Source organism: Natrinema limicola JCM 13563 (assembly GCF_000337475.1).
Taxonomy (GTDB): Archaea; Halobacteriota; Halobacteria; order Halobacteriales; family Natrialbaceae; genus Natrinema; species Natrinema limicola.
On the sequence record NZ_AOIT01000010.1, the window covers coordinates 175,277 to 202,102 of the forward strand.

The 26,826-nt window shown below is 63.7% G+C and carries 26 protein-coding genes and 1 pseudogene; 14 read left to right on the plus strand and 13 right to left on the minus strand.

Features of this window, described 5'->3' with window-relative positions; translation table 11 throughout:
• Window positions 1-41: 41 nt before the first annotated feature.
• The 8 genes and pseudogenes from metG (at window position 42) to C476_RS01090 (ending at window position 9,922) form a co-directional block, all read left to right on the plus strand.
• Window positions 42-2,141: a methionine--tRNA ligase gene (gene metG / locus C476_RS01055; RefSeq protein ID WP_008008968.1), complete on the plus strand. Its 2,100-nt coding sequence runs from the start codon at window positions 42-44 to the stop codon at window positions 2,139-2,141.
• Between the two features lie 119 nt (window positions 2,142-2,260).
• On the plus strand, window positions 2,261-3,025 hold the full coding sequence (locus tag C476_RS01060) for a potassium channel family protein (protein ID WP_008008970.1): 765 nt from the start codon (window positions 2,261-2,263) through the stop codon (window positions 3,023-3,025).
• 225 nt (window positions 3,026-3,250) lie between these two features.
• Entirely contained in the window at window positions 3,251-5,008 is a 1,758-nt protein-coding gene (gene pyk, locus C476_RS01065) for a pyruvate kinase (protein WP_008008972.1), read from the plus strand.
• A gap of 89 nt (window positions 5,009-5,097) precedes the next feature.
• Window positions 5,098-5,445 (plus strand): DUF7312 domain-containing protein, encoded by a 348-nt coding sequence (locus C476_RS01070; RefSeq protein ID WP_008008974.1) that lies wholly within the window; start codon window positions 5,098-5,100, stop codon window positions 5,443-5,445.
• A gap of 121 nt (window positions 5,446-5,566) precedes the next feature.
• A complete protein-coding gene (locus tag C476_RS01075) occupies window positions 5,567-6,184 on the plus strand; it encodes an NfeD family protein (protein ID WP_008008977.1) in 618 nt (205 codons plus the stop codon).
• Between the two features lie 69 nt (window positions 6,185-6,253).
• A pseudogene (locus C476_RS01080) lies at window positions 6,254-7,493 on the plus strand (SPFH domain-containing protein).
• A gap of 216 nt (window positions 7,494-7,709) precedes the next feature.
• Window positions 7,710-8,981: an RNA-guided endonuclease InsQ/TnpB family protein gene (locus C476_RS01085; protein ID WP_008008981.1), complete on the plus strand. Its 1,272-nt coding sequence runs from the start codon at window positions 7,710-7,712 to the stop codon at window positions 8,979-8,981.
• A 323-nt stretch (window positions 8,982-9,304) separates the two neighbouring features.
• The gene (locus C476_RS01090) at window positions 9,305-9,922 is read left to right on the plus strand and encodes a winged helix-turn-helix transcriptional regulator (RefSeq protein WP_008008983.1); all 618 of its coding nucleotides are present in this window, start codon (window positions 9,305-9,307) and stop codon (window positions 9,920-9,922) included.
• 28 nt (window positions 9,923-9,950) lie between these two features.
• Here the strand turns inward: C476_RS01090 and C476_RS01095 are convergent, their stop codons facing one another.
• The 3 genes from C476_RS01095 to yjjX form a co-directional block, all read right to left on the minus strand.
• Window positions 9,951-10,613 (minus strand): HAD family hydrolase, encoded by a 663-nt coding sequence (locus C476_RS01095; RefSeq protein ID WP_008008986.1) that lies wholly within the window; start codon window positions 10,611-10,613, stop codon window positions 9,951-9,953.
• 117 nt (window positions 10,614-10,730) lie between these two features.
• Window positions 10,731-10,952 (minus strand): DUF7123 family protein, encoded by a 222-nt coding sequence (locus C476_RS01100; protein WP_049911526.1) that lies wholly within the window; start codon window positions 10,950-10,952, stop codon window positions 10,731-10,733.
• A 223-nt stretch (window positions 10,953-11,175) separates the two neighbouring features.
• The gene (gene yjjX, locus C476_RS01105) at window positions 11,176-11,700 is read right to left on the minus strand and encodes an inosine/xanthosine triphosphatase (RefSeq protein ID WP_008008990.1); all 525 of its coding nucleotides are present in this window, start codon (window positions 11,698-11,700) and stop codon (window positions 11,176-11,178) included.
• Between the two features lie 218 nt (window positions 11,701-11,918).
• Here yjjX and C476_RS01110 point away from each other — a divergent pair, with 218 nt between their 5' ends.
• The 3 genes from C476_RS01110 (at window position 11,919) to C476_RS01120 (ending at window position 14,231) form a co-directional block, all read left to right on the plus strand.
• On the plus strand, window positions 11,919-12,899 hold the full coding sequence (locus C476_RS01110; RefSeq protein WP_008008992.1) for a transcription initiation factor IIB: 981 nt from the start codon (window positions 11,919-11,921) through the stop codon (window positions 12,897-12,899).
• A gap of 58 nt (window positions 12,900-12,957) precedes the next feature.
• A complete protein-coding gene (locus C476_RS01115; RefSeq protein ID WP_008008993.1) occupies window positions 12,958-13,632 on the plus strand; it encodes a type I 3-dehydroquinate dehydratase in 675 nt (224 codons plus the stop codon).
• Window positions 13,633-13,799: 167 nt separating this feature from the next.
• Complete coding sequence (locus tag C476_RS01120) at window positions 13,800-14,231, plus strand: zinc ribbon domain-containing protein (RefSeq protein WP_008008995.1); 432 nt, start codon at window positions 13,800-13,802, stop codon at window positions 14,229-14,231.
• Between the two features lie 98 nt (window positions 14,232-14,329).
• Here the strand turns inward: C476_RS01120 and C476_RS01125 are convergent, their stop codons facing one another.
• Complete coding sequence (locus tag C476_RS01125) at window positions 14,330-15,520, minus strand: 3-dehydroquinate synthase II (protein ID WP_008008996.1); 1,191 nt, start codon at window positions 15,518-15,520, stop codon at window positions 14,330-14,332.
• 316 nt (window positions 15,521-15,836) lie between these two features.
• Between C476_RS01125 and C476_RS01130 the strand changes: the two genes are divergently transcribed.
• Window positions 15,837-16,511 (plus strand): HAD family hydrolase, encoded by a 675-nt coding sequence (locus C476_RS01130; RefSeq protein ID WP_008008998.1) that lies wholly within the window; start codon window positions 15,837-15,839, stop codon window positions 16,509-16,511.
• A gap of 33 nt (window positions 16,512-16,544) precedes the next feature.
• Here C476_RS01130 and C476_RS01135 read toward each other — a convergent pair whose 3' ends face one another.
• Window positions 16,545-17,078: a hypothetical protein gene (locus tag C476_RS01135; protein WP_008009000.1), complete on the minus strand. Its 534-nt coding sequence runs from the start codon at window positions 17,076-17,078 to the stop codon at window positions 16,545-16,547.
• A 129-nt stretch (window positions 17,079-17,207) separates the two neighbouring features.
• On the minus strand, window positions 17,208-17,780 hold the full coding sequence (locus C476_RS01140; RefSeq protein WP_008009003.1) for a SprT family zinc-dependent metalloprotease: 573 nt from the start codon (window positions 17,778-17,780) through the stop codon (window positions 17,208-17,210).
• Window positions 17,781-17,960: 180 nt separating this feature from the next.
• Between C476_RS01140 and C476_RS01145 the strand changes: the two genes are divergently transcribed.
• Together C476_RS01145 and C476_RS01150 are read left to right on the plus strand one after the other, a co-directional pair.
• Entirely contained in the window at window positions 17,961-18,914 is a 954-nt protein-coding gene (locus tag C476_RS01145; RefSeq protein WP_008009005.1) for a cation diffusion facilitator family transporter, read from the plus strand.
• Between the two features lie 108 nt (window positions 18,915-19,022).
• Window positions 19,023-20,468 (plus strand): amidase, encoded by a 1,446-nt coding sequence (locus C476_RS01150; protein WP_008009006.1) that lies wholly within the window; start codon window positions 19,023-19,025, stop codon window positions 20,466-20,468.
• 134 nt (window positions 20,469-20,602) lie between these two features.
• Here the strand turns inward: C476_RS01150 and C476_RS01155 are convergent, their stop codons facing one another.
• The 7 genes from C476_RS01155 to C476_RS01185 form a co-directional block, all read right to left on the minus strand.
• Window positions 20,603-21,397: a 2-amino-3,7-dideoxy-D-threo-hept-6-ulosonate synthase gene (locus tag C476_RS01155; protein ID WP_008009008.1), complete on the minus strand. Its 795-nt coding sequence runs from the start codon at window positions 21,395-21,397 to the stop codon at window positions 20,603-20,605.
• A gap of 24 nt (window positions 21,398-21,421) precedes the next feature.
• A complete protein-coding gene (gene trpA, locus C476_RS01160; RefSeq protein ID WP_008009010.1) occupies window positions 21,422-22,354 on the minus strand; it encodes a tryptophan synthase subunit alpha in 933 nt (310 codons plus the stop codon).
• Window positions 22,351-23,664, minus strand: a complete 1,314-nt coding sequence (gene trpB, locus C476_RS01165; protein ID WP_008009012.1) for a tryptophan synthase subunit beta — start codon at window positions 23,662-23,664, stop codon at window positions 22,351-22,353. Before trpB ends, trpA begins: the two co-directional genes overlap by 4 nt.
• A 25-nt stretch (window positions 23,665-23,689) precedes the next feature.
• Window positions 23,690-24,490, minus strand: a complete 801-nt coding sequence (trpC, locus tag C476_RS01170) for an indole-3-glycerol phosphate synthase (protein WP_008009014.1) — start codon at window positions 24,488-24,490, stop codon at window positions 23,690-23,692.
• Window positions 24,491-24,681: 191 nt separating this feature from the next.
• Window positions 24,682-25,095: a ribbon-helix-helix protein, CopG family gene (locus C476_RS01175; RefSeq protein ID WP_008009016.1), complete on the minus strand. Its 414-nt coding sequence runs from the start codon at window positions 25,093-25,095 to the stop codon at window positions 24,682-24,684.
• Between the two features lie 84 nt (window positions 25,096-25,179).
• Window positions 25,180-25,821, minus strand: a complete 642-nt coding sequence (locus C476_RS01180; protein ID WP_008009017.1) for an RPA family protein — start codon at window positions 25,819-25,821, stop codon at window positions 25,180-25,182.
• 1 nt (window position 25,822) lies between these two features.
• Window positions 25,823-26,752, minus strand: a complete 930-nt coding sequence (locus C476_RS01185; protein WP_008009019.1) for a hypothetical protein — start codon at window positions 26,750-26,752, stop codon at window positions 25,823-25,825.
• Between the last annotated feature and the right edge of the window lie 74 nt (window positions 26,753-26,826).

A 26,826-nucleotide genomic window follows, 5' to 3' on the forward strand; every position in this document is an offset into this window, starting at 1 on the left:
AAACCGGCGGGTTTTACGCCCGGCAGCGCAACGTGACGACCATGAGCAACGACGAGTTTCCGACGGACGAACCCGCCGTCGTGACCTGCGGGTTGCCCTACGCCAACGGCGACCTGCACATCGGTCATCTGCGGGGGTACATCGGTGCTGACGCGTTCAACCGTGCACTGCAGACGCTCGGCCAGGACTCGATCTACGTCTGTGGCTCGGACATGCACGGCACGCCGGTCGCCGTCAACGCCGAACAGGAGGGCGTCGATCCGGAAGACTTCGCACTCGAGTGGCACCACCAGTACGAGGAGACGTTCCCGCAGTTCAACGTCGACTTCGACAACTACGGCCACACGCACGACGAGACCAACGTCGAGACGACCCAGGAGATCGTCCGCACGCTGGACGAGGAAGGCTACATTTACGAGAAGGAGATTCAGGTCGCCTACGATCCGGATGCCGACCAGTATCTGCCCGACCGCTACGTCGAGGGGACCTGTCCCTACTGCGGCGCGAAAGCCCGCGGCGACGAGTGCGACGAGGGCTGTCAGCGCCACTTAGAGCCCGGCGAGGTCGAAGACCCGACGAGCACGATCACGGGCAACCCCGCGGAGTACCGCGAGCGGACCCACAAGTTCTTCGAGGTCTCGGAGTTCGCCGACTTCCTCACCGACTTCTTAGACGACCTCGAGGGAACCTCGAACGCGCGCAACCAGCCCCGCCAGTGGATCGAAGACGGCCTGCAGGACTGGTGTATCACGCGCGATATGGACTGGGGGATCGACTACCCCTCCGCAGAGGGCGATGACGAAACAGACCTCGTCCTCTACGTCTGGGTCGACGCGCCGATCGAGTACATCTCGAGTTCGAAACAGTACGCCGAGCGCGCCGACGACTTCGACTGGGAGCAGGTCTGGAAAGGTGACGGCGAGATCATGCACGTCATCGGCCGAGACATCATCCAGCACCACACGATCTTCTGGCCGGCGATGCTCGAGGGGGCAGGCTACAACAAACCGCGTGGGATCGCCGCGACCGGATTCATCACGATCAACGGGAAGGGGCTCTCGACCAGCCGCAACCGGGCAATCTGGGCGAAGGAGTACTTAGAGGAAGGGTTCCACCCCGATCTGCTTCGCTACTACCTGACGACGACCGGCGGCCTCCAGCAGGACGTCGACTTCTCGTGGGAAGCCTTCCAGGAGAAGGTCAACGGCGAACTCGTCGGTACCGTCGGCAACTTCTGGTACCGCTCGCTGCTGTTTGCCTACCGTAACTACGAGGGCACCCCCGACACGGACGTCTCCGCGGAGGTCGGAGAACGCATCGAGGAGGCGATCGCCGACGTCCGCGAGCACGTCAACGACTACTCCATGCGCGGGGTCGGCCAGGCCGCGACCCAACTCGCCCAGTTCGGCAACGAGTACATCCAGCGCAACGAACCCTGGAAGCTCACCGACGACGACCCCGAGGCGGCCGCACAGGTCATCCGCGACTGCGTCCAGATCGCCAAGGCCGTCGCCGTCGTCCTCGAGCCGATCGCCCCCGACAAGGCCCAGGCACTCTGGGAGCAGATCGGCGAAGACGGCCAGATCGCCGACGCCCACCTCGAGGCGGCACTCGCGGCCCCACCACAGTCCTTCGACGAACCCGGCGAACTCTTCGCAAAGATCGAAGACGAACGTGTCGAGGAACTGACTGCCAAACTCGAGGAACGCGTCGAAGCCGCCGCGGCTGACGATGACGACGAGGCCGAAACCGAAAGCGACGACACCGACGGGGACGAAGCGGGCGATATGGCAGACACCGAGGACCTCGAGCCCCTGCTCGAGGACCGGATCGGATTCGAGGACTTCCAGGAACTGGACATCCGCGTCGGCGAAATCGTCGACGCCGAGGGCATCGAGGGTGCCGACGACCTCGCGCGTCTCGAGGTCGACATCGGCTTCGAGACCCGACAGGTCGTCGCAGGGATCAAGCAACTCCACGACCTCGATGAACTGCCGGGGACGCGATGCGTGCTGCTGGCGAACATGGAGCCCGCGGAGCTGTTCGGCGTCGAATCCAACGGGATGATCCTCGCAGCGGGCGACGAGGCGGACCTGCTGACGACTCACGGCGACGCCGCGCTCGGCGAGAAGATCCAATAACAGCGTCCTGTTCGTCGAATTTTTGCCGGGATCAGACGGAGTGATCGCGTTAGCCGTGCGGATCGACTAACGTTTGCGCCAACGCATAGAAATATGTGGGGTGCTATCATGGGTCGATTGTGCACCGAGGGTTCGTTTCACACCTCGCAGGGCGGCCGGTCCTGCGACGGGCACTGGTTCCGATCGGCTGTTTCGCCACGGTCGTCGTCGCCGGCATCGTCGGCTTCTCGGCTCTCGGCGGTGTCGGCCCTCTCGAGGCGACGTTCTGGCTGGTCGATCTGACGAGTATCGATCTGCACTTTCAGGAGCACGCTGGCCCTGAGCGAGCGACGAAAGCCTACGCCATCGCGGTAACGGCTGGACTCGTCCTCTCGGGGCTGTGGCTCGGCGAAACGGTTGTCACCGAGACGTTCGGCGGGCAGATTCCAACGGAGGTATCACGAGCAACGATGCAACGACGAATCGACGACAGCGACGAGCACGTTATCGTTTGTGGATACGGCATGTTCGGACGAACGATCGCCAACCGGCTCGCCGAGGCGGGCCGAACGGTCGTCGTCATCGAGCGCGACGCGGACACCGCGGAACGCGTCCGAGAGGACGACCATCTCCTCGTCGAGGGTGACGCCAGACAGGAACAGACACTGCGCGCCGCGGGTATCGAGCGAGCGACGAAACTCGTCGCTGCGATCGACGATTCGAACGTCAACATCCAGATCGCGGTCGTTAGCGGGACGGCGACCGACGCACCCGAAATCCTCGTTCGCGTCGGTGAGGAGATGTACGAGTCGGTCGCGAAGGAAGCCGGTGCCGACGCGGTCATCATCCCCGAAGTCGTCAGCGGCGAGCGCGTGACCCGACTGCTCGAGCGACCGGCGGACTGATACGGATTATTGTCACTGTTTACCGGTGCACCCGAAGGACGGTCGCGGTCCCACCGGCACTGACTGACAGTAAACCGTATGAGACGGGCTGCTGTACCGATGTCGGCGCGACCGACAGTCGAGTTACGGTCGCGTCGGCTGCGACTTCGAGCCACGGTATCACGACAACAACTCGAACACGAGTAAGTGACCATCTTTTAGGGAGTGCTGGCGGTAGCTCCCGATATGAGAAACGCGAAGATCGTCTGTACGCTGGGGCCGGCGTCGAACGACCGTGAGACGATTCGGGACCTCGCCGCGGCCGGGATGTCCGTCGCACGCCTGAACGCAAGCCACGGGACCCGCGAGGACCGCGCGGCACTGATCGACCACGTCCGCGCAGTCGACCAGGAGCGAGCCGAACCTGTCGCAGTCATGCTCGACACGCAGGGCCCGGAGATTCGGACCGCGCCGCTGCCCGAGGGCGAGACGGTAACGCTCGAGACCGGCTCCGAAATCCGGTTCGTCGACGGTGATGGGGCGACCTCGGAGACGGTCGGCCTTTCGTTGCCGATCGACGCTGTCGAGCCGGGCGACCGCGTCCTGCTTGATGATGGCTTGATCGAGACGACCGTCCTCAAGACCGACGCCGATGGGGTTCGCGCCCGCGTCGACACCGGTGGCGAACTGGGCGGCCGCAAGGGGGTCAACGTCCCCGGCGTCGAACTCGGATTAGATGTCGTCACGGAGTCGGACCGGAAAGATCTCGAGCTGGCCGCCGAGAAGGACGTTGACTTCGTCGCGGCGAGTTTCGTCCGGGACGCCGAGGACGTCTACGAGGTCGGCGAGGTGCTCGAGGACCTGGGCGCGGACATCCCGATCATCGCGAAGATCGAACGCGCCGGCGCAGTCGAGAACATGGACGAAATCATCGACGCCGCCTACGGCGTGATGGTCGCACGCGGCGACCTCGGTGTCGAGTGCCCGATGGAAGACGTCCCGATGATCCAGAAACGGATCATCCGCACCTGCCGCGAGATGGGGCGACCGGTCATCACGGCGACGGAGATGCTCGACTCGATGGTCACGGCTCGCCGGCCGACACGTGCGGAGGCTTCTGACGTCGCTAACGCTGTCCTCGATGGCACCGACGGGGTTATGCTTTCGGCAGAGACAGCGGTCGGTGACCACCCCGTGGCCGTCGTCGACGCGATGGACAGTATCGTCCGACAGGTCGAAGAATCCGACGAGTACGACGAGTTGCTCGAGCAGCGGGTCCCAGCCTCCGGCGAGGCGCGGACCGATGCCCTCGCGCGCTCGGCGCGCTTCCTTGCGCGGGACATCGACGCGGACGCCGTCGTGGCCGCGACCGAGTCCGGGTACACGGCCCTGAAGACGGCGAAGTACCGTCCCGGCGTGCCGGTCGTCGCCTCGACGCCGAGCCAGCGGGTCCGCCGCCAGCTCGCGTTGAGCTGGGGTGTGACGCCGCTGTACGCCGACGTTTCGGGACAGGGGGCCGACGCAGTCGTCGAAAACGCCGTCCAGGCCGCCCTTGATGCCGGCGTCGCCGAAAGCGGCGATACCGTCGTCGTCCTCTGTGGAATGATGACCGAACTCGAGGGGGCGAACACGACGAACATGCTGAAAGTCCACGTCGCAGCCGACACCCTGACGACCGGCCAGGTCGTCGTCGAGGGACGGGCGACCGGTCCCGTCGTCCACCTGTCGGATGGCGATCTCTCGGCGGTGCCCGACGGGGCCATCGTCGCACTGCCAGCCGACTTCGACGAGGAGTTTTCGGGTGAGACGAGCCGGCTCGGCGGCATCGTCAACGCCGAGCGAGGGATGACCGGCTATCCGGCGCTGGTCGCACGCGAACTGGGGATTCCAATGCTCAGCGATGCCGATGTCACGGCGCTGACGGAGGGCGAAGCGGTCACCCTCGACGCCGAACACGGCGTCGTCTACGGCGGCGACATCGGGGACCGACACGAGCGAGCCTGATACTGTTGGCCACTACCGGTTCCCCCTGCGCTTACGTCGTCGACAGGGCGGACCGCGGGTTTTTGACGCCCCGGCCAGTATAACCGCGTATGGCAAACGAGCCGTCCGGACCCGGCGACGACGCCGCCGATCGATGGAACGAGTCGTCGACGGCGAACCCGGACAGCGGACCGGCAGGCGACACGAGCCAGGGCGATCGCGGGGGGCGAGCCGACGAGGACGCCGACGATCGGATCCCGATCGACCTCTCCGCGAGCGACGATAAGGACGATAGTGATGACGCGGTCGCGACCGAGTCGGACGGGTACACACCCGAAGCCAGCTCGACACCGATCGAACCCGGCGATCCCGACCTCGAGAACGCGCTGTTCGTCCTGCTGGGTGCGATCGCGATGGTGCTCGTCATCGCTCGGCTCCTGATGCTCCCGCTCGGCTGAACTGTCGCCGGCTCGTTTCGTGGCTGGCTGTCCCGTACTCGGGACTGTCTGCCGTTCGACCGATTATCTCACTTCTTCCGTGCGGTAAACATTTAATCGGCACAAGACCTAACCCCCGCATATGGTCGAATCCCTCGTCGGGAACATCCCACTGCTGTTGCTCGTTGTGGGGCTCGTGTTGATGGTCCTCGAGGCCATCTCGCCCGGTGCCCACCTCATCGTCATCGGGATTGCGCTGGTCGGTGCCGGCCTCGTGGGTATGGTCTTCCCGCCCGCAGCGAGCCCGTTCATCTTGGCCGCATTGACGCTCGTGATCGGGCTCGCTGCAGCCTACGTCTACCGGGAGTTCGACTTCTACGGCGGGAAAGGGACGGCCCGGACGACGGACTCGGACTCGCTTGCCGGCCGAACAGGCTACGTCACCGAGACCGTCACGGCCCGCGACGGCGAGGTCAAACTCGACGGCGGCGGCTTCGCGCCTTACTACAGCGCGCGGACGACCGACGGCACGATCGCGGAGGGAAAGGAGGTCATCGTCCTCGACCCAGGCGGTGGGAACGTACTGACGGTCGAATCGCTCGAGGCACTCGGCGAAGACGAGATCGATCGGGCGCTCGCACGCATGGATGAATCGTCCGAGTCTGAGCCCGATTCCGCCGACCAACTCGATAGTGAGCGAACCGACGATGGTGACGACGAGCGAGAGCCCGAAACCGAAACGGAACGGTCGGGCAATTGATTGACATTCTCGCGCATATGTTGCTGAAACAAGGGAACGCTTTTCTCCCCGCCGTCGTAACTCCGAAATATGGAGATACCATTGGTTCCACTGCAAACCGCCGGCACTGCCCTGTTGCTCGTCGGTGCCCTCGTCCTCATTCTCGTCGTCGCTGCGTTGTTGAGTGCGATCGAGATCGTCGACGCCTACGAGAAACGCGCCCTCACGGTCTTCGGTGAGTACCGCAAGCTCCTGGAGCCGGGGATCAACTTCGTCCCGCCGTTCGTCTCGAACACCTACCGGTTCGACATGCGAACACAGACGTTAGACGTTCCCCGCCAGGAAGCGATCACGCGGGACAACTCGCCGGTGACCGCCGACGCCGTCGTCTACATCAAGGTGATGGACGCGAAGAAGGCCTTTTTGCAGGTCGACGACTACAAGCGCGCCGTCTCGAATCTCGCTCAGACCACGCTGCGTGCCGTGCTGGGTGACATGGAACTCGACGACACGCTGAACAAGCGCCAAGAGATCAACGCCCGCATCCGCCAGGAACTCGACGAACCCACCGACGAGTGGGGCATCCGCGTCGAGTCCGTCGAGGTCCGCGAGGTCAACCCCTCGAAGGACGTCCAGCGCGCGATGGAACAACAGACCTCCGCCGAGCGGAAACGCCGTGCCATGATCCTCGAGGCACAGGGTGAACGCCGCAGTGCCGTCGAGAAAGCGGAGGGTGACAAACAGAGCGAAATCATCCGCGCCCAGGGTGAGAAACAGAGCCAGATCCTCGAGGCCCAGGGTGACGCAATCTCGACCGTCTTGCGTGCGCGCTCGGCCGAGTCGATGGGCGAACGCGCCGTCATCGACAAGGGCATGGAGACGCTGGCCGACATCGGCCAGGGCGAGTCGACGACGTTCGTCATGCCCCAGGAACTCNATGGAGACGCTGGCCGACATCGGCCAGGGCGAGTCGACGACGTTCGTCATGCCCCAGGAACTCACCTCACTGGTCGGCCGCTACGGCAAACACCTCTCGGGCAGCGACGTCGAAGGAGACGGCGCGGAACTCGAGAGCCGCGAGTTCGACGAGGAGACGCGCGAACTGATCGGACTCGACGACATCGCCGAGATCATCGGCGAGATCGACCAGGAAGCGGACATGGATGTCGAGGCGATGGAACAGGAGGCCCAAGCCATCAAAGAAGGCAAGGATCCCGCGGAGATCTCCGATCCTGACGAGGTCATCGAGGAGATGGATCAGGAGTTCCCGGGACAGACCGATGGCGGGACCGATAGTTCGGTTGACGACGCGGACGACGCGAGCGAGTGACCGGCCACGTCACGCTGTGACTAGCTGTCCCGTGTTGCCGGTTCGTGCGTCTTCCCTCGCTTGGATCGGTTCACAGAATAGCGAGCGGATGCCACGGGGCTTGACCCCGTGGAGGAAGCCGACACTCGATGAAACTCACCACACTCGCTGGCAGGGCCGACTCCCTACTCCACACGTAATCTTTTATTAGCCATCGACAGTAAATGTGAACCATAGATGGACGACGCGCCACGACGCACCATACCCATCAAACTCGACGTACCCAGAGAGCGTCGTGGCGACCTCCATCAAACCAAAACCCAATTCCTCCACTGCGCCAACCGCACCAGCGAGTGGGCGTGGCGCTACGACGACTACTGTGTCACCAGCAAGAGCAAAGCCGAAAACGCCCTCTACAGCGAGTTACGCGAGGAAACCGACCTCACCGCCAATCTCGTCCAGAAAGGCATCCGCCGCGCCATCGAAGCCGTCACGAGCGGCGTTGAGAAACTCAAGGACGGCGAGAAGACGAGTCAACCTGAGTTCGACTCGTGGAGTGTCGTGTACGACAAGCGGAGTGCGACGTTCAACGACGACCATGCCACGCTTTCCACCCCGAACGGCAGAATCACCGCCGAATACGTCCTCCCGCCCAAGGAGGAGCGAGAGGAGACGCCGTTCGGACGGTACTACGAGAACGACGACTGGGATGCCTCAAGCGCCACGCTCCAGTACGACGACCGTGAGGACACGTTCTACCTGCACGTCACGCTGAAGAACCCCGACTACACGGTTGACGGAACGGAATACCAAGAAGCCAGTCACGATGATGATGGTGCCGAGAACGGAGTGGTTCTCGGCGTGGACTTGAATGTGACTGGCGCGTTCGCCGTCACCTCTACTGGAGAGTTCATCGGCAGTGCGGATTACCTCACCCACAAGCGCGCCCAGTGCGAACAACGCCGCGCCCGCCTCCAACAGGTGGGCACTCGGTCGGCTCATCTCACCATCCAGTCCATCGGTAGCAAGTTTAGTGATTGGTCGTTGGACTGGCTGCACAACCGGGCGAATAACCTCATAGCGGAAGCCCAGTCTGCTGACGCTGACGGTATCATTTTCGAGAATCTCGACCACATCCGCGAGAATATTGCGAATGGGTCGAAGTTTCAGCAGTGGGCGTATGCGAAGTTCGTGGAACTCGTGGAGTACAAGGTCGAGTCTACGGAGTTGTTCGTTGACTTTGTGAATCCTGCGTACACGAGTCAGCGTTGTTCGCATTGTGGTTTTACCCACGAGGATAACCGCGACGATAAGGAGTTCATGTGTCAGGACTGTGGATATGATGTGAACGCGGATTACAACGCGGCAAAGAACATCGCAAATCGGTATTGCGGGTATATCCATCGCGGGCAGAAGTCTCGCGGTGGATGGGCTATCAGTCAACTAGCCCTCAAGTCAGGGATGTTGAACGTGAACGGCGAGTACACGCCTGCCGAGTTACTCGGTTAGAACGGGAGTCCACTGACAAGCCTCGGGGCTTGACCCCGAGGCGGTTGACACTGCTCCGTTCTCGCCGCTGTCTCGTCGCTATTGTCGACAATCTACATTGAAGTACTGCCAGTAGTGACGGTGTAGGCGCGACTCGAGAGTCCGACTTCCCTCCTCAACGTTTTCGTGTCTAACGCCGGCGCGGAGACGCTGGCTCCCGATCCGATCGGCGGTTCAACATCGCTTACCGAAACGTCCATGCGACGAAATCAGTCACTTTCAGTGAACAAAGCGGAGCGAAACCGGTTTTACGCGGCGGCCCGTGCTGGACTATAGGTATCGAAATGACATCGCCCGATGGGGTCGACGACGAGAAACGAGCGACCCTGCGCCGGTTTGCCGCTATCGGTGCTGCCTCGCCGTTGATTGGCCGCTCGAGTTCATCGACGGCGAAGATGGGTGAAAGCGAGGCTCGCGATGCGATCGCGGGCTATCTCTCGACGACACCCGGGGCGCACTTCTCGAAGATCCGTGACGATCTGCAACTTGGCACCGGCGAAACGCAACATCATCTGCGCCAACTCGAGGACGCGGGCGTCATCGAGCGCTATCGCGACGGCGACTACAAGCGATTCGTCACGGCCGGCCGGTTCGACGAGTTCGAGAAACGAGCGCTTGGCTATCTCCGACGGGAGACCCCGCGCGGCATGCTGATCGAACTCCTGTCGAATCCCGACGCCACCGCCGGCGACCTCGCCGAGGCGCTTGACGTGTCGGCCCCGACGGTGAGCAAGTACGCCGGCCAACTCGAGGACGCCGGCCTCCTCTCGCGGGACGACGGCTACGCCGTCGAGCGCCCGGAGACGGTGTTGATACTGGTCGTCGGCCACGCCGACTCCTTCGGTGATCGGGCACGATCCCTCGCCCGCAACGCGGATCAGTTACTCGACTACCGTGGATAAGCCGTTGTTAGCAGCCGGTAAGATCGACTTACAACACTGACTCGTCGATGACCGACAGCACCTCGGCCACCGACTCGAGTTCGTACGTCGCGTTCGGTGGGCACTCGCGCCCGCGGTTGTGTGACCGCCGGAGGAACGCGGTCTCGAGGCCCGCTGCCTGCCCGGCGACGATGTCTTTCGGGGAGTCGCCGACGTAGAGCCCGTCCGAGACACCAAGCTCGGCAAGTGCGTCCTCGAGATAATAGGGATCCGGCTTGCGACGTTCGTAGCCCTCGAGCGTGGGCTCGCGCCCGCGGACGATGTCGAAGTCGATTCCGACGTACTCGGCGACGAATTGGGCGGTCTCGTGGCGATTGTTGGTGACGAGCCCGGTCGTGGTTCGGTCGCTTAGTTCGCGGATCGCGTCAACGCCCTCGTAGATGCCGCGCTCACCCGATCGAAGGCGGTCGTGGGTGCCACTCGAGGCGTGTGTCTCTTTCAGTTTCCAGAACCGCGCCGGATCGATCCCGAGCTCCTCGCAGTGTGTCCGAATCCGTTCGACGTCGTGATTTCTGAAGTCGCGGCGCTGGGCCGGCGTTGGTTCGGCGTTCAGTTCGGCGAGGGCTGCGTCGGCCGCGTCGGCGTACACCTGCGGGTCCGTGCGTGGTCCCTCAAGGAGAACTCCGTCCATGTCGAACAGTACCGTCGTCATCCAGCCGGAGAGATGTGGTGTAGCGAAAAGAGGGTTCGGCGTTGCTCGTCGCTGAACGTTCGCGACCGAAACGATCGGTAAAAACGAGCTGAAATGGCACCGGGTGCCGGGGTGGCGTTAAACGTCGACTTTCCAGGTGGTACTCGAGGAATACCCCCACTTCTCGATTTCGACGTCATAGTCGCCCTCCTGCAGGGCGGTGATGTTCGACCCGACCTCTTTCGCCGTCATCCCGAGTTCCTTGCCGATGAGGCGAGATTTGAAGTACGTCTTCGTCGCCGCATTGTTCCGGAGGTACTCCAGAATCCGCTGTTGTTTGCTCGTGAGGTCAGGGGCCATTGCAGTGCTCATACACAGATGAATAACAGGAACGGTCTTAGGGGGTTTGGTACGCACAGTTAACTGGCCGCTGTCGTGCGATTTCACCAACGAGTAAGCGACGAATAATCGGTCGGAAAGGTTTCGTTGGTACGGCCGGTTAAACCATTCGCAACGCTGACACTCTGCTGGTCGTGATAGTCACCAGCCGGTGAGCGGATCGATATCACGACGTCACGAGACATCAGTCGTCGCTGTCGTAATACGCCGTCAGGAAGGGACCGATCGAACACGCAACTGCCTCGCCGAGCGCCTGCGTTCGGTCGGTCAGTCCAGCCGTCAGCGCACCTGCGGCCCCTTCGGATTCGGCGAGGCCGTCAGTTCCGAGCAGGTCGTCCATCACCGGTCCCAGCTCCCCACCGGCTTCGAGTCGCTCGGTGACGCCGTCGGGGAGCCGAAGCGTCGGACCACTACCGCGCTCCGTTCGCGTGCCGTCGGTGACGGCTCCCCACATGATCAACGAGAGTCCCGGCACGCCCTCGAGTCGCGCAACCCCTCCCTCGAGCCCAACTCCGTAGTCGGCGTCGGTCGCTGCGAGCGCTCGCCGGGCGCGGGTTTCGGCACCGGTGACGGTTTCTTCGATCGACCACGGCTGTTCGCGCACCCCGGAGTCGACGTCGACGGCGATCACGGTCGGCTCGTATGACGCGAGGGTTCGCTCGACTGCATCGATCTTGACCGGGTTCGTACTCCCGACTGCAAGCTTCATAGCGGTCGTTCGAACGGCGGGCAGTTGGTGGCTCCGGTTCGAGTCGATACTCTGCTTTAATGTTTCTATTTATCATACTCTTTTGCCCGAATTACCCGTTTTCGAGGGGTATCTGGCTGAGATTTCGAAACCCTTATCCCTCGAGTGTCTGAACGTGGGAGGTAACGGATCCGTCCGGGCTTTTGCGATCGGTTCGGCCGGGCAGCACTCGCCATCGTATGACTAACGCACCATCGAACACGAGAGTACGACGTAGCGAACCCCAAACGAACGAACAGGAGACCGAAACCGAGGACGAGGACTTGGTCTGTCCCGAATGTGCCGGCCAGCTCGTCGTCGACGACGAGCACGGCGAGACGGTCTGTGAGGACTGTGGGCTGGTCGTCGAGGAGGACTCGGTCGACCGCGGTCCCGAATGGCGTGCGTTCGACGCCGCCGAGAAAAACGAGAAGTCCCGCGTGGGTGCGCCCACGACCAACACGATGCACGACAAGGGACTCTCGACGAACATCGACTGGCGCAACAAAGACGCCTACGGCAACTCGCTTGGCTCGCGCCAGCGTGAGAAGATGCAGCGCCTGCGCAAGTGGAACGAGCGCTTCCGCACGCGTGACTCCAAGGAGCGCAACCTGAAACAGGCACTCGGTGAGATCGACCGGATGGCCTCCGCACTCGGCCTCCCCACGAACGTCCGCGAGACGGCGTCGGTCATCTATCGGCGCGCACTCGACGAGGACCTCCTGCCGGGACGCTCGATCGAGGGCGTCTCGACGGCCTGTGTCTACGCCGCCGCCCGCCAGGCTGGCGTCCCCCGGAGCCTCGACGAGATCGCCGACGTCTCCCGCGTCGAGAAAAACGAGATCGCGCGCACCTACCGCTACGTGGTCCGCGAACTCGGGCTCGAGGTCCAGCCGGCCGACCCCGAGAGCTACGTCCCCCGCTTTGCCTCGGGGCTCGAGCTCTCCGACGAGGCCGAACACCGCGCGCGCTCGCTGCTCCAGAACGCCAAGGAGAAGGGTGTCCACTCGGGTAAATCGCCGGTCGGGCTCGCAGCCGCCGCTGTCTACGCCGCCGCGCTGTTGACCAACGAAAAGACCACGCAGGCTGCCGTCTCCGACGTCGCGGACATCTCCGAAGTCACCATCCGCAACCGGTACCACGAGCTCCTCGAGGCCGAGGAGACCATCGGGATGGCATAACCGCGGACACTCGCCGGAACGATACCGTTTTTGTCGCGCTCGGTCCCAGTCGATAGCAATGGGACTTGATTTCGACTCGTTTGTACTCACAGCAGCGACGGCAGACCTCTCGGATGAACCGGCGGCCCGCGAGCACGCCGATGCGGTCGAATTCCGAATGGACCTCGCTGATGAGCCGCTTGTAGCGCTCGAGGCCTACGACGGCGAGTTGCCGATCCTCGCGACGAACAGGGCTGAATGGGAGGGTGGTGAAGCTACAGACGAGGGTCGACTCGAGGCGCTGGCCGACGCGACCGCGTTTGAGGCCGTCGCAGCGATCGACGTCGAACTCGAGTCGATTTTGGATGGGGAGGCCGAGGCGCTACTCGAGACGGCTCGCGAGCGCGACGTGTCGATCGTCGCCTCGGCCCACGACTTCGAGGGGACGCCGCCGCGGAAAGAGCTGGTGCGGACGCTGACGGAGGCGGGAAAGTACGCAGATGTGGCAAAGCTGGCGGTGACGGCGGAATCGAAAGCGGACACGCTCGCGTTGCTGTCGGCGACCGAGCAGCTGACCTCGCATGGTGATACCGTCGCGACGATGGCGATGGGTGAAGTGGGGAGTCACACACGTGCGGTCGCGCCGGTGTACGGGTCGAAGATCGGGTATGCACCTGTTGATCCTGCAGACGCTACTGCGCCGGGGCAGTACGACCTCGAGACGCTCGCGGAGCTCGTGGCACACCTCGAGTGAGCTGATACTGTCGGACAGCAGTCAATACGAAGTCGGTCGCGGATTCGCGGCCGTCTCCACCGGTGACGGCCGTAGCAGCGCGACCGATCGTCACATAGTTCTGTCCGGCAGTCTGAAAAACAGCCGAAATCGGAATGTTAAGGACAGCGGTCCCCCACTAGCCGACAATGACATGGCTCCGCGCGATCCTCGCTGCCGGTCTGTCGGTGATCCTGCCCGGTGCGGGTCACGTCCTCTCTCGTGACTGGCTTCGCGCCGCCGCTTTCGCTGGCCTGTTCCTCGCTGCGAGTGCCTTCTTGCTCCCGATCGAGCAACTCGCGGCCGCCGAGCCGGCGAGTTACGACGAGGCCATCGCACAGGCAACCGCCATGGCCGAGGACGTCGATCCAATGGCACAGTTTTCCCTCTCGTTTATCGCCCTGTTTGCCACGATCGACGCGGCCTTTCGGGCACTCGGCTATCCGTCCGGCGGCGACGAAAACGCAGACGGGACGACCTGTCCCGAATGTGGGAACGACGTCGATCCGGACCTCGAGTTCTGTCACTGGTGTACGACGCGACTCGAGTCCGACGCGCCTGAATCGGAGACAGACAACTGAGACGGTCTGCTGTACCGATGTCCCGGTGCAACCGCTGGACGGGTCGCGGTCCCACCGGAACTGACTGACAGCAGATCGTATGAGGGAGAGCCGAACCGTTACTTCTCGATAATACTCTCGTCGACGGCTTCGCCGAAGTGCCGTGCCGTATCCTCGTAGTACAGCAGGATCTCGTCGCCGGCTTCCAGTTCCGTCACTGCCTTGCGGCCCTCTTTGGCAGCAACTTTGATCGTCTCGGCGTTCTGGAGTAGCGTCTCGACCCGGTCGCCGTTTTCGGTCTCGAGGGCGACCCGGAACATCGGCCGCTGTTCGATCTTGACCCGGCCGACGATGGCCTCGCGGGTGTTGCCGTCGGTGTCGACGACCTGTACCTCATCGCCGCTTTGCAGTCCTGCGAGGTACTTCGTCCCGCCGCCGGGCGTGCGGACGTAAGCGTGGACTGCACCTGCGTTGACCCGGAAGGGACGCGAGGCGACGTACGGCGATTCGGCCGTTTCCGCGTGAACGAAGACCAGCCCGCGACTCATCGAGCCGACGAGCATTCCCTCGTCGTGCTCGAGCAGACTGCCGGTATCGACACAGACCCGGTCGGCGCTGCCCGCGCGCTCGACGTCGAGGACTTCGGCGTATTCCAGATCGAGGCTCTCGCGGGCGGCCTCGTCGCGGACCTCGACCGTCTTGCGGATCTCGTCGGGATCGTCCGAGTCGAGCAAGACGGCGTCGGAGCCGATTTCGAGTGTCTCGAAGGCCGTTTTCGCTTCCTCGGCGCTGGTGACGCCTGCGACGAGGTCGGTCTCCTCGCCGATACGGGCGATCAGGTTCTCGAGTGGGATGATCGTCCAGTCCTCGCCGACGACGATCGTGTAGTCGGCTTCCTCGGCGGCGGTCTCGGCGAAGTGCTCGTACTCCTTGCTGAGAATTCGGACGTACGCGCCGCGATCGAGGTCGCCGTCGCGACGCAGCGTCGAGAGGTCCGCCGAGCCCGAAAAGTCCTCCGGCAGGTCGATCGTCGCGTCACCCTCGCCGTCCTTGCCGACGACGATGGCGTCGGCCTGTGTGGACGGCTCGTCATCGCTCTCGGCGTCGTCGATGTCGTCGACCAGCGTTACGTCGCCGTCGGTCCGGAACGCCGCGACGTTGATGTCGCCGAGTTCGCGGACGCGCTCGACATCGTCTTCGTCGACCAGTACCCAGTCTGCACCCGCCTCGAGCGCGGCGGTGATCCGTGCCCGGCGGTCGTCCCAGTCGCCGACGGTGTCGTCGGCTTTTACCCAGACAGTTCGCGTCATAAATCGACTCTCGAAGGGAACCGGCTTGAACGTGGCGAATCGGGCAGGGAAGGCGAGTGTTCGACAGCCTTCGGCAGCGGATACCCGCAGAGCAGGCGTCGGTCGAGCGTCACAGACGGCCGCCGAATCACTGGCTGTGGAATTGCCGTCTCGGCTCGAGTCGAACCCCATCCGACCAACCGGCGCGTTTCAGCCAGCCGGACGGACTGTTGTCGGGGCTTTCGAGGTGTTCTCGATGGCGCTGACGATAGCAGCGACGAATCAGTCATATCGTCGGCGAAACGTTGAGAACGCCCGCGCTCTTACACCAGCATAGATGGCCGCCTACGACGCGATCTGTTTCGATCTCGACAGTACGCTCTGTAAGCCGACCCAGGACGCCGCCGACGTGCTCGAGTCAACGTTCGAGCGGGCCGGCCACGAGCAGTTCTGTACGCCGGCAGCGCTTCGGGCTGCAGTCCCCGACCTGCCGACCGCCGAGACGGATCGCGAGTTCTACGAACACCTCTTCGCCGAAGTCGCAGCCCGATCTGGTGTCGAGACAGAGATCGCATCGACACTCGCCGCGGAGTATCTCGAGGTTCGGGATCCAACCGCCGTCGAGTTCCGCCCCGGCGCACAAACCGCACTCGAGCATGCCCGCGATCGAGGACAGGTCGGCCTCATCACGAACGGTGGTCGGCCGACACAGACCCAGAAGCTCCAGACGCTGGGTATCGAGGACGCCTTCGACGTGCGGGTGTTTACGGAGCCAAGCGCCGGCATCCATCCCAAACCCAGCACGGCACCGTTCGAACACGCGCTAGCCGAACTCGAGGTTGCCCCCGACGCGGCGATCCACGTCGGTGACTCACTCCACGCCGACGTCGCCGGCGCGAACGCGATGGGACTCGATTCGGCCTGGCTTGATCTCGGCCGCGACGACGGCCCCGGCGATCACGCGCCGACCTACGAACTCGCGTCGCTCGAGACGCTCGAGACGATCGTCTAAGCCACCGGAGACAGAGCCGTTTGCGGGGTTCCGTTATTGGTCAGGCAAGATATCAGTGTGGACCAGTGCACGGTACTGGGTATCGGTTCCAGCCTCGAGCCGCTTGAGCAGCGCCGCCGCCTCTGAGAAGGTCTCGGGGAGTTCGAACGGATCCTCGCCGTCTTCGTCACGTTGCTTGCAGAACTTGACGAACGCCAGCAGATTCTCGTAGGCACCCACGCGGGCGTAGACGACGCCGATGTCCTGGTCGACTGCGTCCTGCCAGGTGTCGATTATGGGCTCGACTGCCTGCCGGGGGCTGGACAGCTGCTCGGCCAGTTCCTCGGCGTCGACCTCTCCCTCACCGACCATCCCGTCGAAGACTGACTGGAGGTCGTCGCTGGTGTCTGCAAGCGGCGGCGCGTCCGCTTCGGCTGCAACCAGTTCGGCGAACGCCTCGAGTTCGTCGCGCCGGACTGCGACGGGATAGACGAAGTCGTGTGTCTCCTTCGGGAGCGTGTACGATTGCCCTTCGATACCCTGTTCCCCAGGTCGCGTCTTGCCCAGCATCTGCTCGAGTATTCCCATACCAGAAACAGGTGTCGTAAGGCGAATAAGTGTTCCGTGGTCAACTCGATACGTCTTCGATTATGATCAGTCTTCGGTGAGAACTCGAGGTGCTGTCGACGATCGAAACGGGCTGGCTCGTGTATCGTGCTACCAGTCGTCGCCGAGTGCCGCCTTCGCGCCGCCGTAGCCGCTTGCAGTCGTCCACGTCCGGCCGCTTTTGGTGTGTTCGACCTCGTAAGCTCCGCCGCAGCCACCACAGCGGTACTGGTCGGGCGATTTCACCGGCTTCGATGCCCGGTGGCGCTTCGCACACCAGTCACAGCTACCCGCGAGACAGCGGAGAACGTATCGCGGCTCGGCGAACGCATCGCAGTAACGCGGGGCCGCGAGCGCCCCAGCCCGTTTACGAAACCGGTCGCCGTGACCGGACTCGCCGAACTGCTGGAACTCCCAGGCGTGAACGAGTTCGTGGCGGACAATCCCTGCGAACGTGGACCAGTCGTATCGTTCGTAGGCCCGTCGTGCGAGGACGATCGTCGCCACCTCGCGATCGGCATGCCACTGACACGCACCAGCTCGGCGGCGCGCTCGCGCTGATACTTCCCACTCGAGGGCCGACAGGTCAACCGCCAGCTCGTGTTCGTCGACGACCTCACGGGCGTGAATCCGCGCGCGGGCGACGATTTCGTCTGCAAGCGTGTATTCCTCGCCGTCGGTCACGGACTCGAGAAGGGAGACTGGTTCCGAAATTCTTCCGATGGGTCGACCACTCCGGGCGGTCGACAGCCCAGCCGTCGACAGGTTAGTAACTTAGCCAGATAATCTTGTTAAGATTACTAGCCTAAACGCCGCTTAATAGCAGCTGAATTAATAAATAGAACGATCCGAGTTCGAACTACGATGAGTCACACCGAGTCGGCGCACACCCACGACTCACACGACGGTCACACTCACGATCACGGTGGACACGGCCACGGTGGCGAGTCGACCAGCAGCCGCAAACTCGCCGCCGTCTCGCTGATCAACGTCGTCGGCTTTCTCGTCGAACTCGCCGGCGGACTGGCGTTCGGATCGGTCGCGCTCATCAGCGACGCCGTCCACATGCTGTTCGATGCACTCGCGTACGTGATGGCCTTCGCTGCCTCCTACGTCGCCGAACACTACGGCGAGGACGAGCGCTGGTCGTACGGCCTCCACCGCCTCGAGCCGTTCGCCGCCTTCCTCAACGGTCTTCTCCTCCTCCCGATGGTCGCCGTTATCCTCTGGGAGTCCTCCCAGCGATTTCTCGAACCTGTCGCCATCGGAACTGGGCCGACGATTGCTATCGCCTTCGGTGGCTTGCTGGTCAATATCGGGTCCGTATACGTCCTCCACGGCGACGCGATGAGCCTCAACGAGAAGGGTGCGTTCTACCACCTGCTTGGCGACGCCGGCGGCTCAGTCGCCGTTATCGTCTCCGTGGTGGCGATCGAGCTGACCGGGATCCGTGTCATCGACCCGATCACCGCGGCGCTGATCGCGGTCGTCGTGGCCTGGTCGGCAGCCACCGTGTTGCGCGGCAGCGGCGAGATCTTCTTCCTCAAGACGCCTCTCGAGAGCGAGGAGATCCGGTCGCATATCCGCGAGATCGACGGCGTCGAGGCGGTCGACGACTTCCACGCCTGGCAGATCTGCAGTCAGATCACGGTCGCGACGGTCCACGTCGAAACGGACGTCGAGACGATGATCGCAGCGGAGTCGGTCACGCGCCGTATCCACGACGAACTCGCCGGCCACGGCGTCGATCACGCCACCGTCGAACTCTCGCCGCACTATGACGATCGCGATATCCATCTGGATACGCACTGTCACTGACCGATCCGGCGATTTGGGCCACAGCGTGTCTCGAGCGAGCCTCCATCAGTCGGATCTCGAGCGACCGAGCACCCCGACTTTTATCGTCTCGAACCAGTTCGATAGTTTATGGCAACTGACACCATGTTGTCGGCACGAGAGCTCGCGGACGCGATCCGACGCGGAGAGCGGTCCTCGCTAGAACTCGTCGAGACCGTCCTCGAGCGGATCGAGACGACGACTCGCGACCTGAACGCCTACGTGACGGTCATCGCGGATTCTGCCCGAGAGCGTGCCCGCGAGGCCGACCGCGCGGCGGCAGCCGACGAGGATCTCGGCCCACTGCATGGGGTCCCGGTCGCGATCAAGGATCTCCGGGATCGGAAGACAGGGGTCCGGAACACGATGGGGCTAGCTCCACTGTCCGATCACGTCGCCAGCACGGACTCGATCACTGTCGAGCGACTCGAGGCGGCCGGGGCGGTGATCGTCGGCACCACCAACACGCCGGCGCTTGCCCACACGATCAAGACCGACAACCGTCTCGTTGGCGCGACGGCGACGCCGTTCGACCTCGAGCGGTCGGCCGGCGGCTCCTCCGGTGGCTCCGCGGCGGCGGTTGCGGCCGGCCTCGCGACGTTCGCTACCGGCTCGGACATCGGCGGCTCCCTTCGGGTGCCGGCCTCGTGCTGTCACGTCGTCGGCCTCAAACCCACCTTCGGACGCGTGCCGTCCGACTCCCGGCTTGATTCTTTTGGTACGCACACCCCGTTCATGGTCGGCGGCCCGATCGGGCGGTCGACCGAAGACGTCGCGCTTGCGTTCGATATCCTCTCGGGACAGGACGACCGCGATCCGTTCAGCGTGCCGGACGGTGACGACGTGCTCCCGGCGACGGATCGGTCGGCCGAGGACCTCTCCGTTTGCTATAGTCCGAATCTGGACTTCCAGCCCGTCGACCCGACCGTCCGCGCGATCGTCGGCGACGCCGTCGACGACCTCGCGGCAGCGGGCGTGGCCGTCACCGATGTCGACGTCTCGCTGCCGGACTACGAACCGCTGCGATCGGCGTATTACACGCAGGTCGGCGGCTATTTCGCTGCGCTCGCGGCCCGAGTCGAGGAGCGATTCGGGATCGATCTCGAGACCGCTGACGTCGAGGAAACACTTCTGTCGACGATCGCGCTGGCAGACGACACGAGCGCGGTCGACGAACGGCTCGCAAACGGCCCTCGAACGCAGGCCTACGATGCGATCGAGGACGCGCTGGCCGGCCACGACGCGCTCGTGACGCCGACGCTTACCGTTCCGCCGTACGGCAAACGGCTGGCCGATCGGTACCCGACGGAGATCGACGGACAGGCCGTCGACGGAATTCCGACCGATGCGATGCTCACCTGGATATTCAATCTGACCGGCCATCCAGTCGCGTCGGTCCCTGCAGGCCTTACAGACGATGGTCTGCCGATCGGCCTGCAGATCGTCGGTCGCCGGTACGCGGAGGCGGACGTGCTCGCGGTTGCTGGGGCCCTCGAGCGGGCGCGGCCGTGGACGGCGCACTATCCGCCTTACTGAATGGTGGTCCAAAACGGACCGATAGAGAGCCTGACGGGGAAAATCAGTCGTTCATACGGACTCCTGTCAGTCATGTCCGGTGCACCCGCGACCCGTCCTGCGGGCCCACCGGGACATCGTGACAGCAGACCGTATCAGGCCTCGAGTGCGAGTCCCGCTTCGGCCAGCGCATCCTCAGTCGAGAGATCGTCGTGGACGACGCCGGCGACCGCGCGGGCGATCGCTTCGGGGTCTTCGTGCTGGAAGATCGAACGTCCCATCGAGACACCGGCACCGCCGGCGTCCATCACGCCGCGGACCATCTCGATGGTCTCGCGGTCGGTTCCCTTCGAACCGCCGGCGATGACCACCGGCAGCCGGGTCGATTCGACGACGTGCTGGAAGCTGTCGGCGTCGCCGCTGTAGCCCGTTTTGACGATGTCGGCACCCAGTTCTTCGGCGAGGCGGACTGCGTGGCCGAGCGCTTCGGGGTCTTCGGGGTCGACGCCCGGACCACGAGCGTAGGCCATCGCGAGCACTGGCATTCCGAACCGCTGGGCCTGTTCGGTGACCTCCGAGAGCTGGGTGAGCTGGTCGGGCTCGTGGTCCGAGCCGACGTTGATGTGGAAGGAAACGGCGTCAGCACCGACCCGGACGGCTTCCTCGACAGTGCCGGTCATGCGCTTGTCGTTCTCGTCGGGGCCGATCGTCGTCGAGCCATTGAGATGGACGATGTAGCCCTTGCCGTTCTTGTTGTCGTGGACGCGCGGCGCGATCCCTTTCTGTGTGAGAACCGCGTCGGCACCACCGCTGGTGACACCATCGATTGTCGATTCGATATCCTTCAGTCCCTGAACGGCACCGATTGTGATGCCGTGGTCCATTGGGACGATTACGTACGATCCGTCTGTCCCGATTCGATCGAGTCGTGCGTCAGTTCCGACAGTCATTGCGGGAGTGTAGCAAGCTTGCAGTTATGGCTGTTCTGGTTCCGGTGCCACTTCGTCGGTCTCAGCGCCGCGGCGTGCGCCGCGTTTGAGTTCCGCAGCTTTGGCCTCGAGCGCGTCGGCTGCGTCGCTTGGCTCGTCGCTCGAGGCGATCAGATCGATCAGGGCACTGCCGACGATGACGCCGTCCGCGCCAGCCTCGATGATCTCGGCGGCGTGGTCGCCCTTGCTGACCCCGAACCCGACTGCCTTGGGCACGTTGTACGCCGAGAGTCGCGCGAGGCTGTCGTGGGTCGCCCCCGACACGTTCGCGCGTGCACCCGTCGTTCCGAGCCGGGCCTGCACGTAGGCAAAGCCCGACACCTGGGACATGATCCGCTCGAGGCGCTCGCCCTCGGTCGTCGGCGCGACGATGAAGACGAGATCGAGCCCGTGCTTGTCACAGGCCGCACGGAGTGGTTCGGACTCCTCGGCGGGCAGGTCGGGGACGATGATCCCCGAGAGCCCGGCTTCGGCCGCGCGTTCGACAAAGGGCCGAACGTCGGGCTCATCGCCATACTGCAGGATCATGTTGTAGTAGGTCATCACCAGCAGTGGAGCCTCGGTCTCGAGATCGTCGACCAGCTCGAAAAAGGCCTGGGGGGTTGTGCCAGCATCGAGCGCGCGGTTGATCGCGGCCTGAATCGTCGGTCCCTCTGCGATCGGCTCCGAAAACGGCAGGCCGAGTTCGATCAGGTCCGCGCCGCCGCGATCTAAGGCCTCGACGTATTCCTTCGTGGCCTCGAGCGATGGGTCACCCGCGGTAATGTAGGTGATCAGGGCGGGGTAGTTCTCGCGGATGGCTGCCTCGATGTCGCTGTCGTACTGTGCGTCGTCGCTCGCGGCTCGCCGCCCACCGCCGCTCTCCGCTCGCGTTTCTCGAGAATTGCCTTCCTTCGGGCGTCGATTCTCGTCGCTCACTGGTCGAACACCTCCACTTCGGGCGCGGCCGCGAGATCACGCTTCTCAGTTTCCTCGAGCACCGTCTCCAAGTCCTTGTCACCACGGCCGGAGACGTTGACGACGACGAGATCGCCGAGTTCTTCGTGTGCCTCGTCTCGCGGGCTCCGCCCGCTCGCTTCGTCCGCGGCGGTTCCCGCCGCGCGCTCGAGATAGCCGAGTGCGTGACTCGACTCGAGCGCCGGAATGATCCCCTCGAGTCGGGAGAGTCGGTGGAAGCCGTTGAGCGCCTCTTCGTCGTCGACGCTCGCGGGCGTGACACGACCGGTCTCGACGAGATGGGCAAGTTCCGGGCCGACGCCGGCGTAATCGAGTCCCGCGCTGACGCTGTGGGACTCCATGATCTGGCCCTCTGTACTCTGGAGGAGCTTCGTCATCGCGCCGTGGAGAACGCCGACGGTACCCGTCGACAGCGTCGCGGAGTTTGGCGCGAGGCCTTCGGCTTCGTCGATCTCGAGGCTCGAGCCGCCAGCCTCGACGGCGTACAGATCTACGTCGTCGTCGGGAACGAACGCGTGGAAGGTTCCCATCGTGTTCGAGCCGCCGCCAGCGCAGGCGACGACGCTGTCGGGCAGCCGTCCGGCCTGCTCCTGGATCTGCTTGCGGGCTTCTTTTCCGATGACCGACTGGAAGTCCCGGACCATCTTCGGGAACGGATGCGGGCCGACGACTGAGCCGATCACGTAGTGGGTTCGCTCGACGGTGGTCGCCCAGTCGCGCATCGTCTCGTTGATCGCCTCTTTTAATGTGCCGCTGCCAGCCTCGACCGGGTTTACCTCGGCCCCGTTCATCCGCATCCGGTAGACGTTGGGTCGCTGGCGGTTGACGTCGGTCCGACCCATGTAGATCTCACAGGGCATGTCGAGGTGGGCCGCGGCCATCGCCGTCGCGGTGCCGTGCTGGCCCGCACCGGTTTCGGCGATGATCCGTTCTTTGCCCATGTACTTTGCGAGCAGGACCTGTCCGAGCGCGTTGTTGAGCTTGTGGGCCCCGCCGTGGACGAGGTCCTCGCGCTTGAGGTAGATCTCGCGGTCGTAGCGTTCGCTCAGCCGATCCGCGCGCTGGAGCGGCGTCGGCCGGCCGCCGAACTCCCGCATCCGCTCGCGGAACTCGTCCATGAAGCCATCCTCGTTTTCGAGGACGTAGCGTTCGTAGGCATCCTCGAGTTCCTGAACGGCCGGCATCAGCGCCTCGGGGACGTACTGGCCGCCGTACTCGCCGAACGTTCCCGTTCGACTGCTCTCTCCGTCGCGTTCGCGTTCCGTGCTCATATCTAACTGTCTCCGTCGTTGTTGCTCATGTCGTCTCCGTCTCGGTCGCCGCGTCCGATTCCGCCTCGACCAGTCGCCGCGTGTTTTCGGTTACGTCGCTGTCGTCCGTACCGTGGTCCATGATCGCACTGCCGACGAGTAACGCGTCTGCGCCCGCCTCGCGCATCCGTCGTACGTCTTCCGGCGACGAAATCCCGCTCTCGGCGATCAGCGTCACGTCATCCGGTACCTCGGGTGCCACTGACTCGAAGGTTTCGAGGTCCACCTCGAGTCGTCCTAGATCGCGGTTGTTCACGCCGATGATTTCGGCCCCGGCTGCGAGGGCAGTCTCGAGTTCATCGCGGTCGTGAACTTCGACCAGCGGCTGAAACCCACGCTCGCGGGCAGCGGCGACGAGACGCTCGAGGTCGTCGACGAATCGCGCGATTAGCAACAGAAGGTCGGCCTCGACGACGTCCATCCCGGCTTCGTCGAGAACGAAGTCCTTGCGCAAGACGGGGACATCGACGGCCTCCCGAATCCGTTCCAGTGCCTCGGGTGAGCCGCCGAAGTGTGTCGGCTCAGTGAGCACCGACAGCGCCGTCGCGCCGCCATCGACCATCGCCTGCGCCAACTCGACTGGGTCGTCGTCTCGCGTCCCGTCGGCTGTCGGACTCGTCGGTTTTACCTCCGCGATCACTGGGACTCGCCCCGCGGCCTCGGCGTCGGCCAGCGCGTCGGGCAGCGAGCGTGCGTCGACAGAAACGACGCCCTCACCACCCGACCGCTCTCGAGCCGCCTCGAGAATCGACTGCACCGCGGGAGCGAGCTCCGTATCGGAGTTCATTATTGTACATCGACGTACTCATATGTACATAAGGCTTGCGCCATCGTGACGCGATCCGGTCTTCCCGAGCGATAGCTGACAGTCTACAAAGTAATCTGAGCGACCGAACGAGACCATCGAAATCAACGCAACGATCGCTTTCGAGTCGACGCTGCTGTCAGTAGCAAAAGACCGTCTCTGGCGCGGTGCGGTTACCGAAGCTGATACGTGTCGTTCTCGTCGTCTAACTCGTCGAGGAGGATTTCCTCGTCGTCGTCCTTGCCCTCGTCCTCGAGTCGGTCCTGGAGTTCGGTGACGTAGCCTTTGTACTCGTCGAGTTGTTCCCGAAGGTGTTCGGCCTCGAGTTCCAGTCGCTCGTGTTCGCGGATGAACCGCTTTGGCACTTCGACGGTCGGCGGGAACGAGACCTCGTCGTCATCGCTCGCGCAGTTCTCGAGGTCGGCTTCGGGGACGACTTCGACCTGGCCGTCGTGTTCGACGAGTTGGTCGACGTAATCCCGGAAAACAGCAGACAGCGAGATGTCACGCTCGGCGGCGATTTCCTGTAACGCCTCGAACGCGTCCTCGTTGACCCGAAACGAGATGGTCTTGTTCTTGTTCCCCATCGATGTCCCTAGTCGTCGTTCACGACACTTAACCATTTGTCAGACGGCGGAAAACGGGGCGACTCGAGTCCGGTGGTAGCCGCGTTAGACCGTCGCTTCCGCGTCGTCGTTTCCGACGGTCTCTAAGCTCTCGAGTGCTTGAATTACGTCGTTGCGGTAGTTGATGACCGGCGAGTCGTACTGCTCGTGGGCCATCTGAGCGTACTCGTTGGTCGGTGCGGTGGAGGCGCTTTCGGGTGCCTCCTGTTCGCTTTCCCACTCCTCGAAGGCTTCGATGCGATCGAGCGTGCGCTCGGCCGTTTCGACGACCCAGCGGTCGCGCGTCTCGTCGTCGACGACCGAGATCGATTCTGGTCGCAGGGAGACGTTGATGGTGCCGTCGTCGGTCTCGTAGGTTCGGGGTTTGCCGACGATGGAGACGTACGCCGGCGGCTCCGTCTCTCGCAGAACCGAGGCGGCCTCGGGCTGGTACTGCCCGGCGTAGACGAAGAACGTCCCCGTCGGGTCGACGACCCGGCCGCGCCAGTACTCGCTTTCCTCGCCGACGTCTTCGGTTTCGGTCAAGGTCCCGGAAACGAACACGCGGTTCGCGCGATCGCCCGTTGGGAGCAACGCGTAGTTCGGTGCGCGCTCGTCGTCGCTCTCTTTGAAGGCGTACGTCGAATCGTTGAATTCCGATGCGAAGACGCGGCGGGCGACTTCGCGGGTGAGTTCAGACTGGCTCATGTTACATCGACCTCGCTTTGATCAGCAGTTCCTCTGGATCCGCTGGCCCGCCGAGTTCCTCGACGTCGTCGGCCAGGACGTACCGGCCGAACGTCGGCCCCTCGATGCGGTAGTAGGTGCCCACGATGTCCTCGCGGATCTCGTCGGCGACGATGGTCGTGTCCAGCGCGTCCATCGCCATCTCTTTTGCTTCCTCGAGACTGAGCCCGGTCAACTCCTCGGTGGCGTCCTTGTCGAAGATGACTTCGTGGGCGTCGATGCCGTCGTCGACGACGGCCTTGATCCGAAGGTCGAACTCGCCTTCGACCTCGCCGTGTTCGTTACAGCGCCCGTTCTGGAGGACGCGGGTGCAGTCCTCTTCCGGGCAGCGCTTGATGAGGCCGCTGCCGCGTTGCATGTCGACCAGTGCGCCTTCGACCTCGCTGGTGTCGTTGCCGACCTCTATGTCCTCGTCGAGTTCCTCGATCACCGTCGTCGAGTTGAGTTTGACCGAGTACCGGCCCTGGTACTCGTCGGTGACGACGTTGCGAAGTTCGTAGACGCCGCCTTCCTCGAGCGCCGGAAGCTCTGATTTCGCCCACTTGGTGAACTTGATCGTGCCCGTCGGATCGCCCAGCAGGCCGACCTGTGCGACCGAGTCGCTCCGTGGATCCCAGAGTTCGATGACCTTCGCGGTGAGGTCGATCCATTCCTCGGGCTCGTCGACGTCCTCGATGGTGGCCGCCTCGCTGTCGCCACCCGAGATGTCCTCACGCTCTAAGCCGGCTTCCTCGAGGTAGTGATTCGTCACACTCCGGCGTGCCTCGTCCATCGGCACTTTGTACTCGTCGACGAGCGTCGTCAGGCGCTCCTCGACGTCCTCGATGTCGACGTCGATGTGGTCCGAAAACTGCGCGTGTATGTCGTCCGCGTGCTGTCGTACGTCGCTCATAGTGTCTCGCCTCCTCTTTGGTTTCACTGGGAGGCATACCGCTGTTCGCGCCCCATCGTATTTAAACTGAGGGG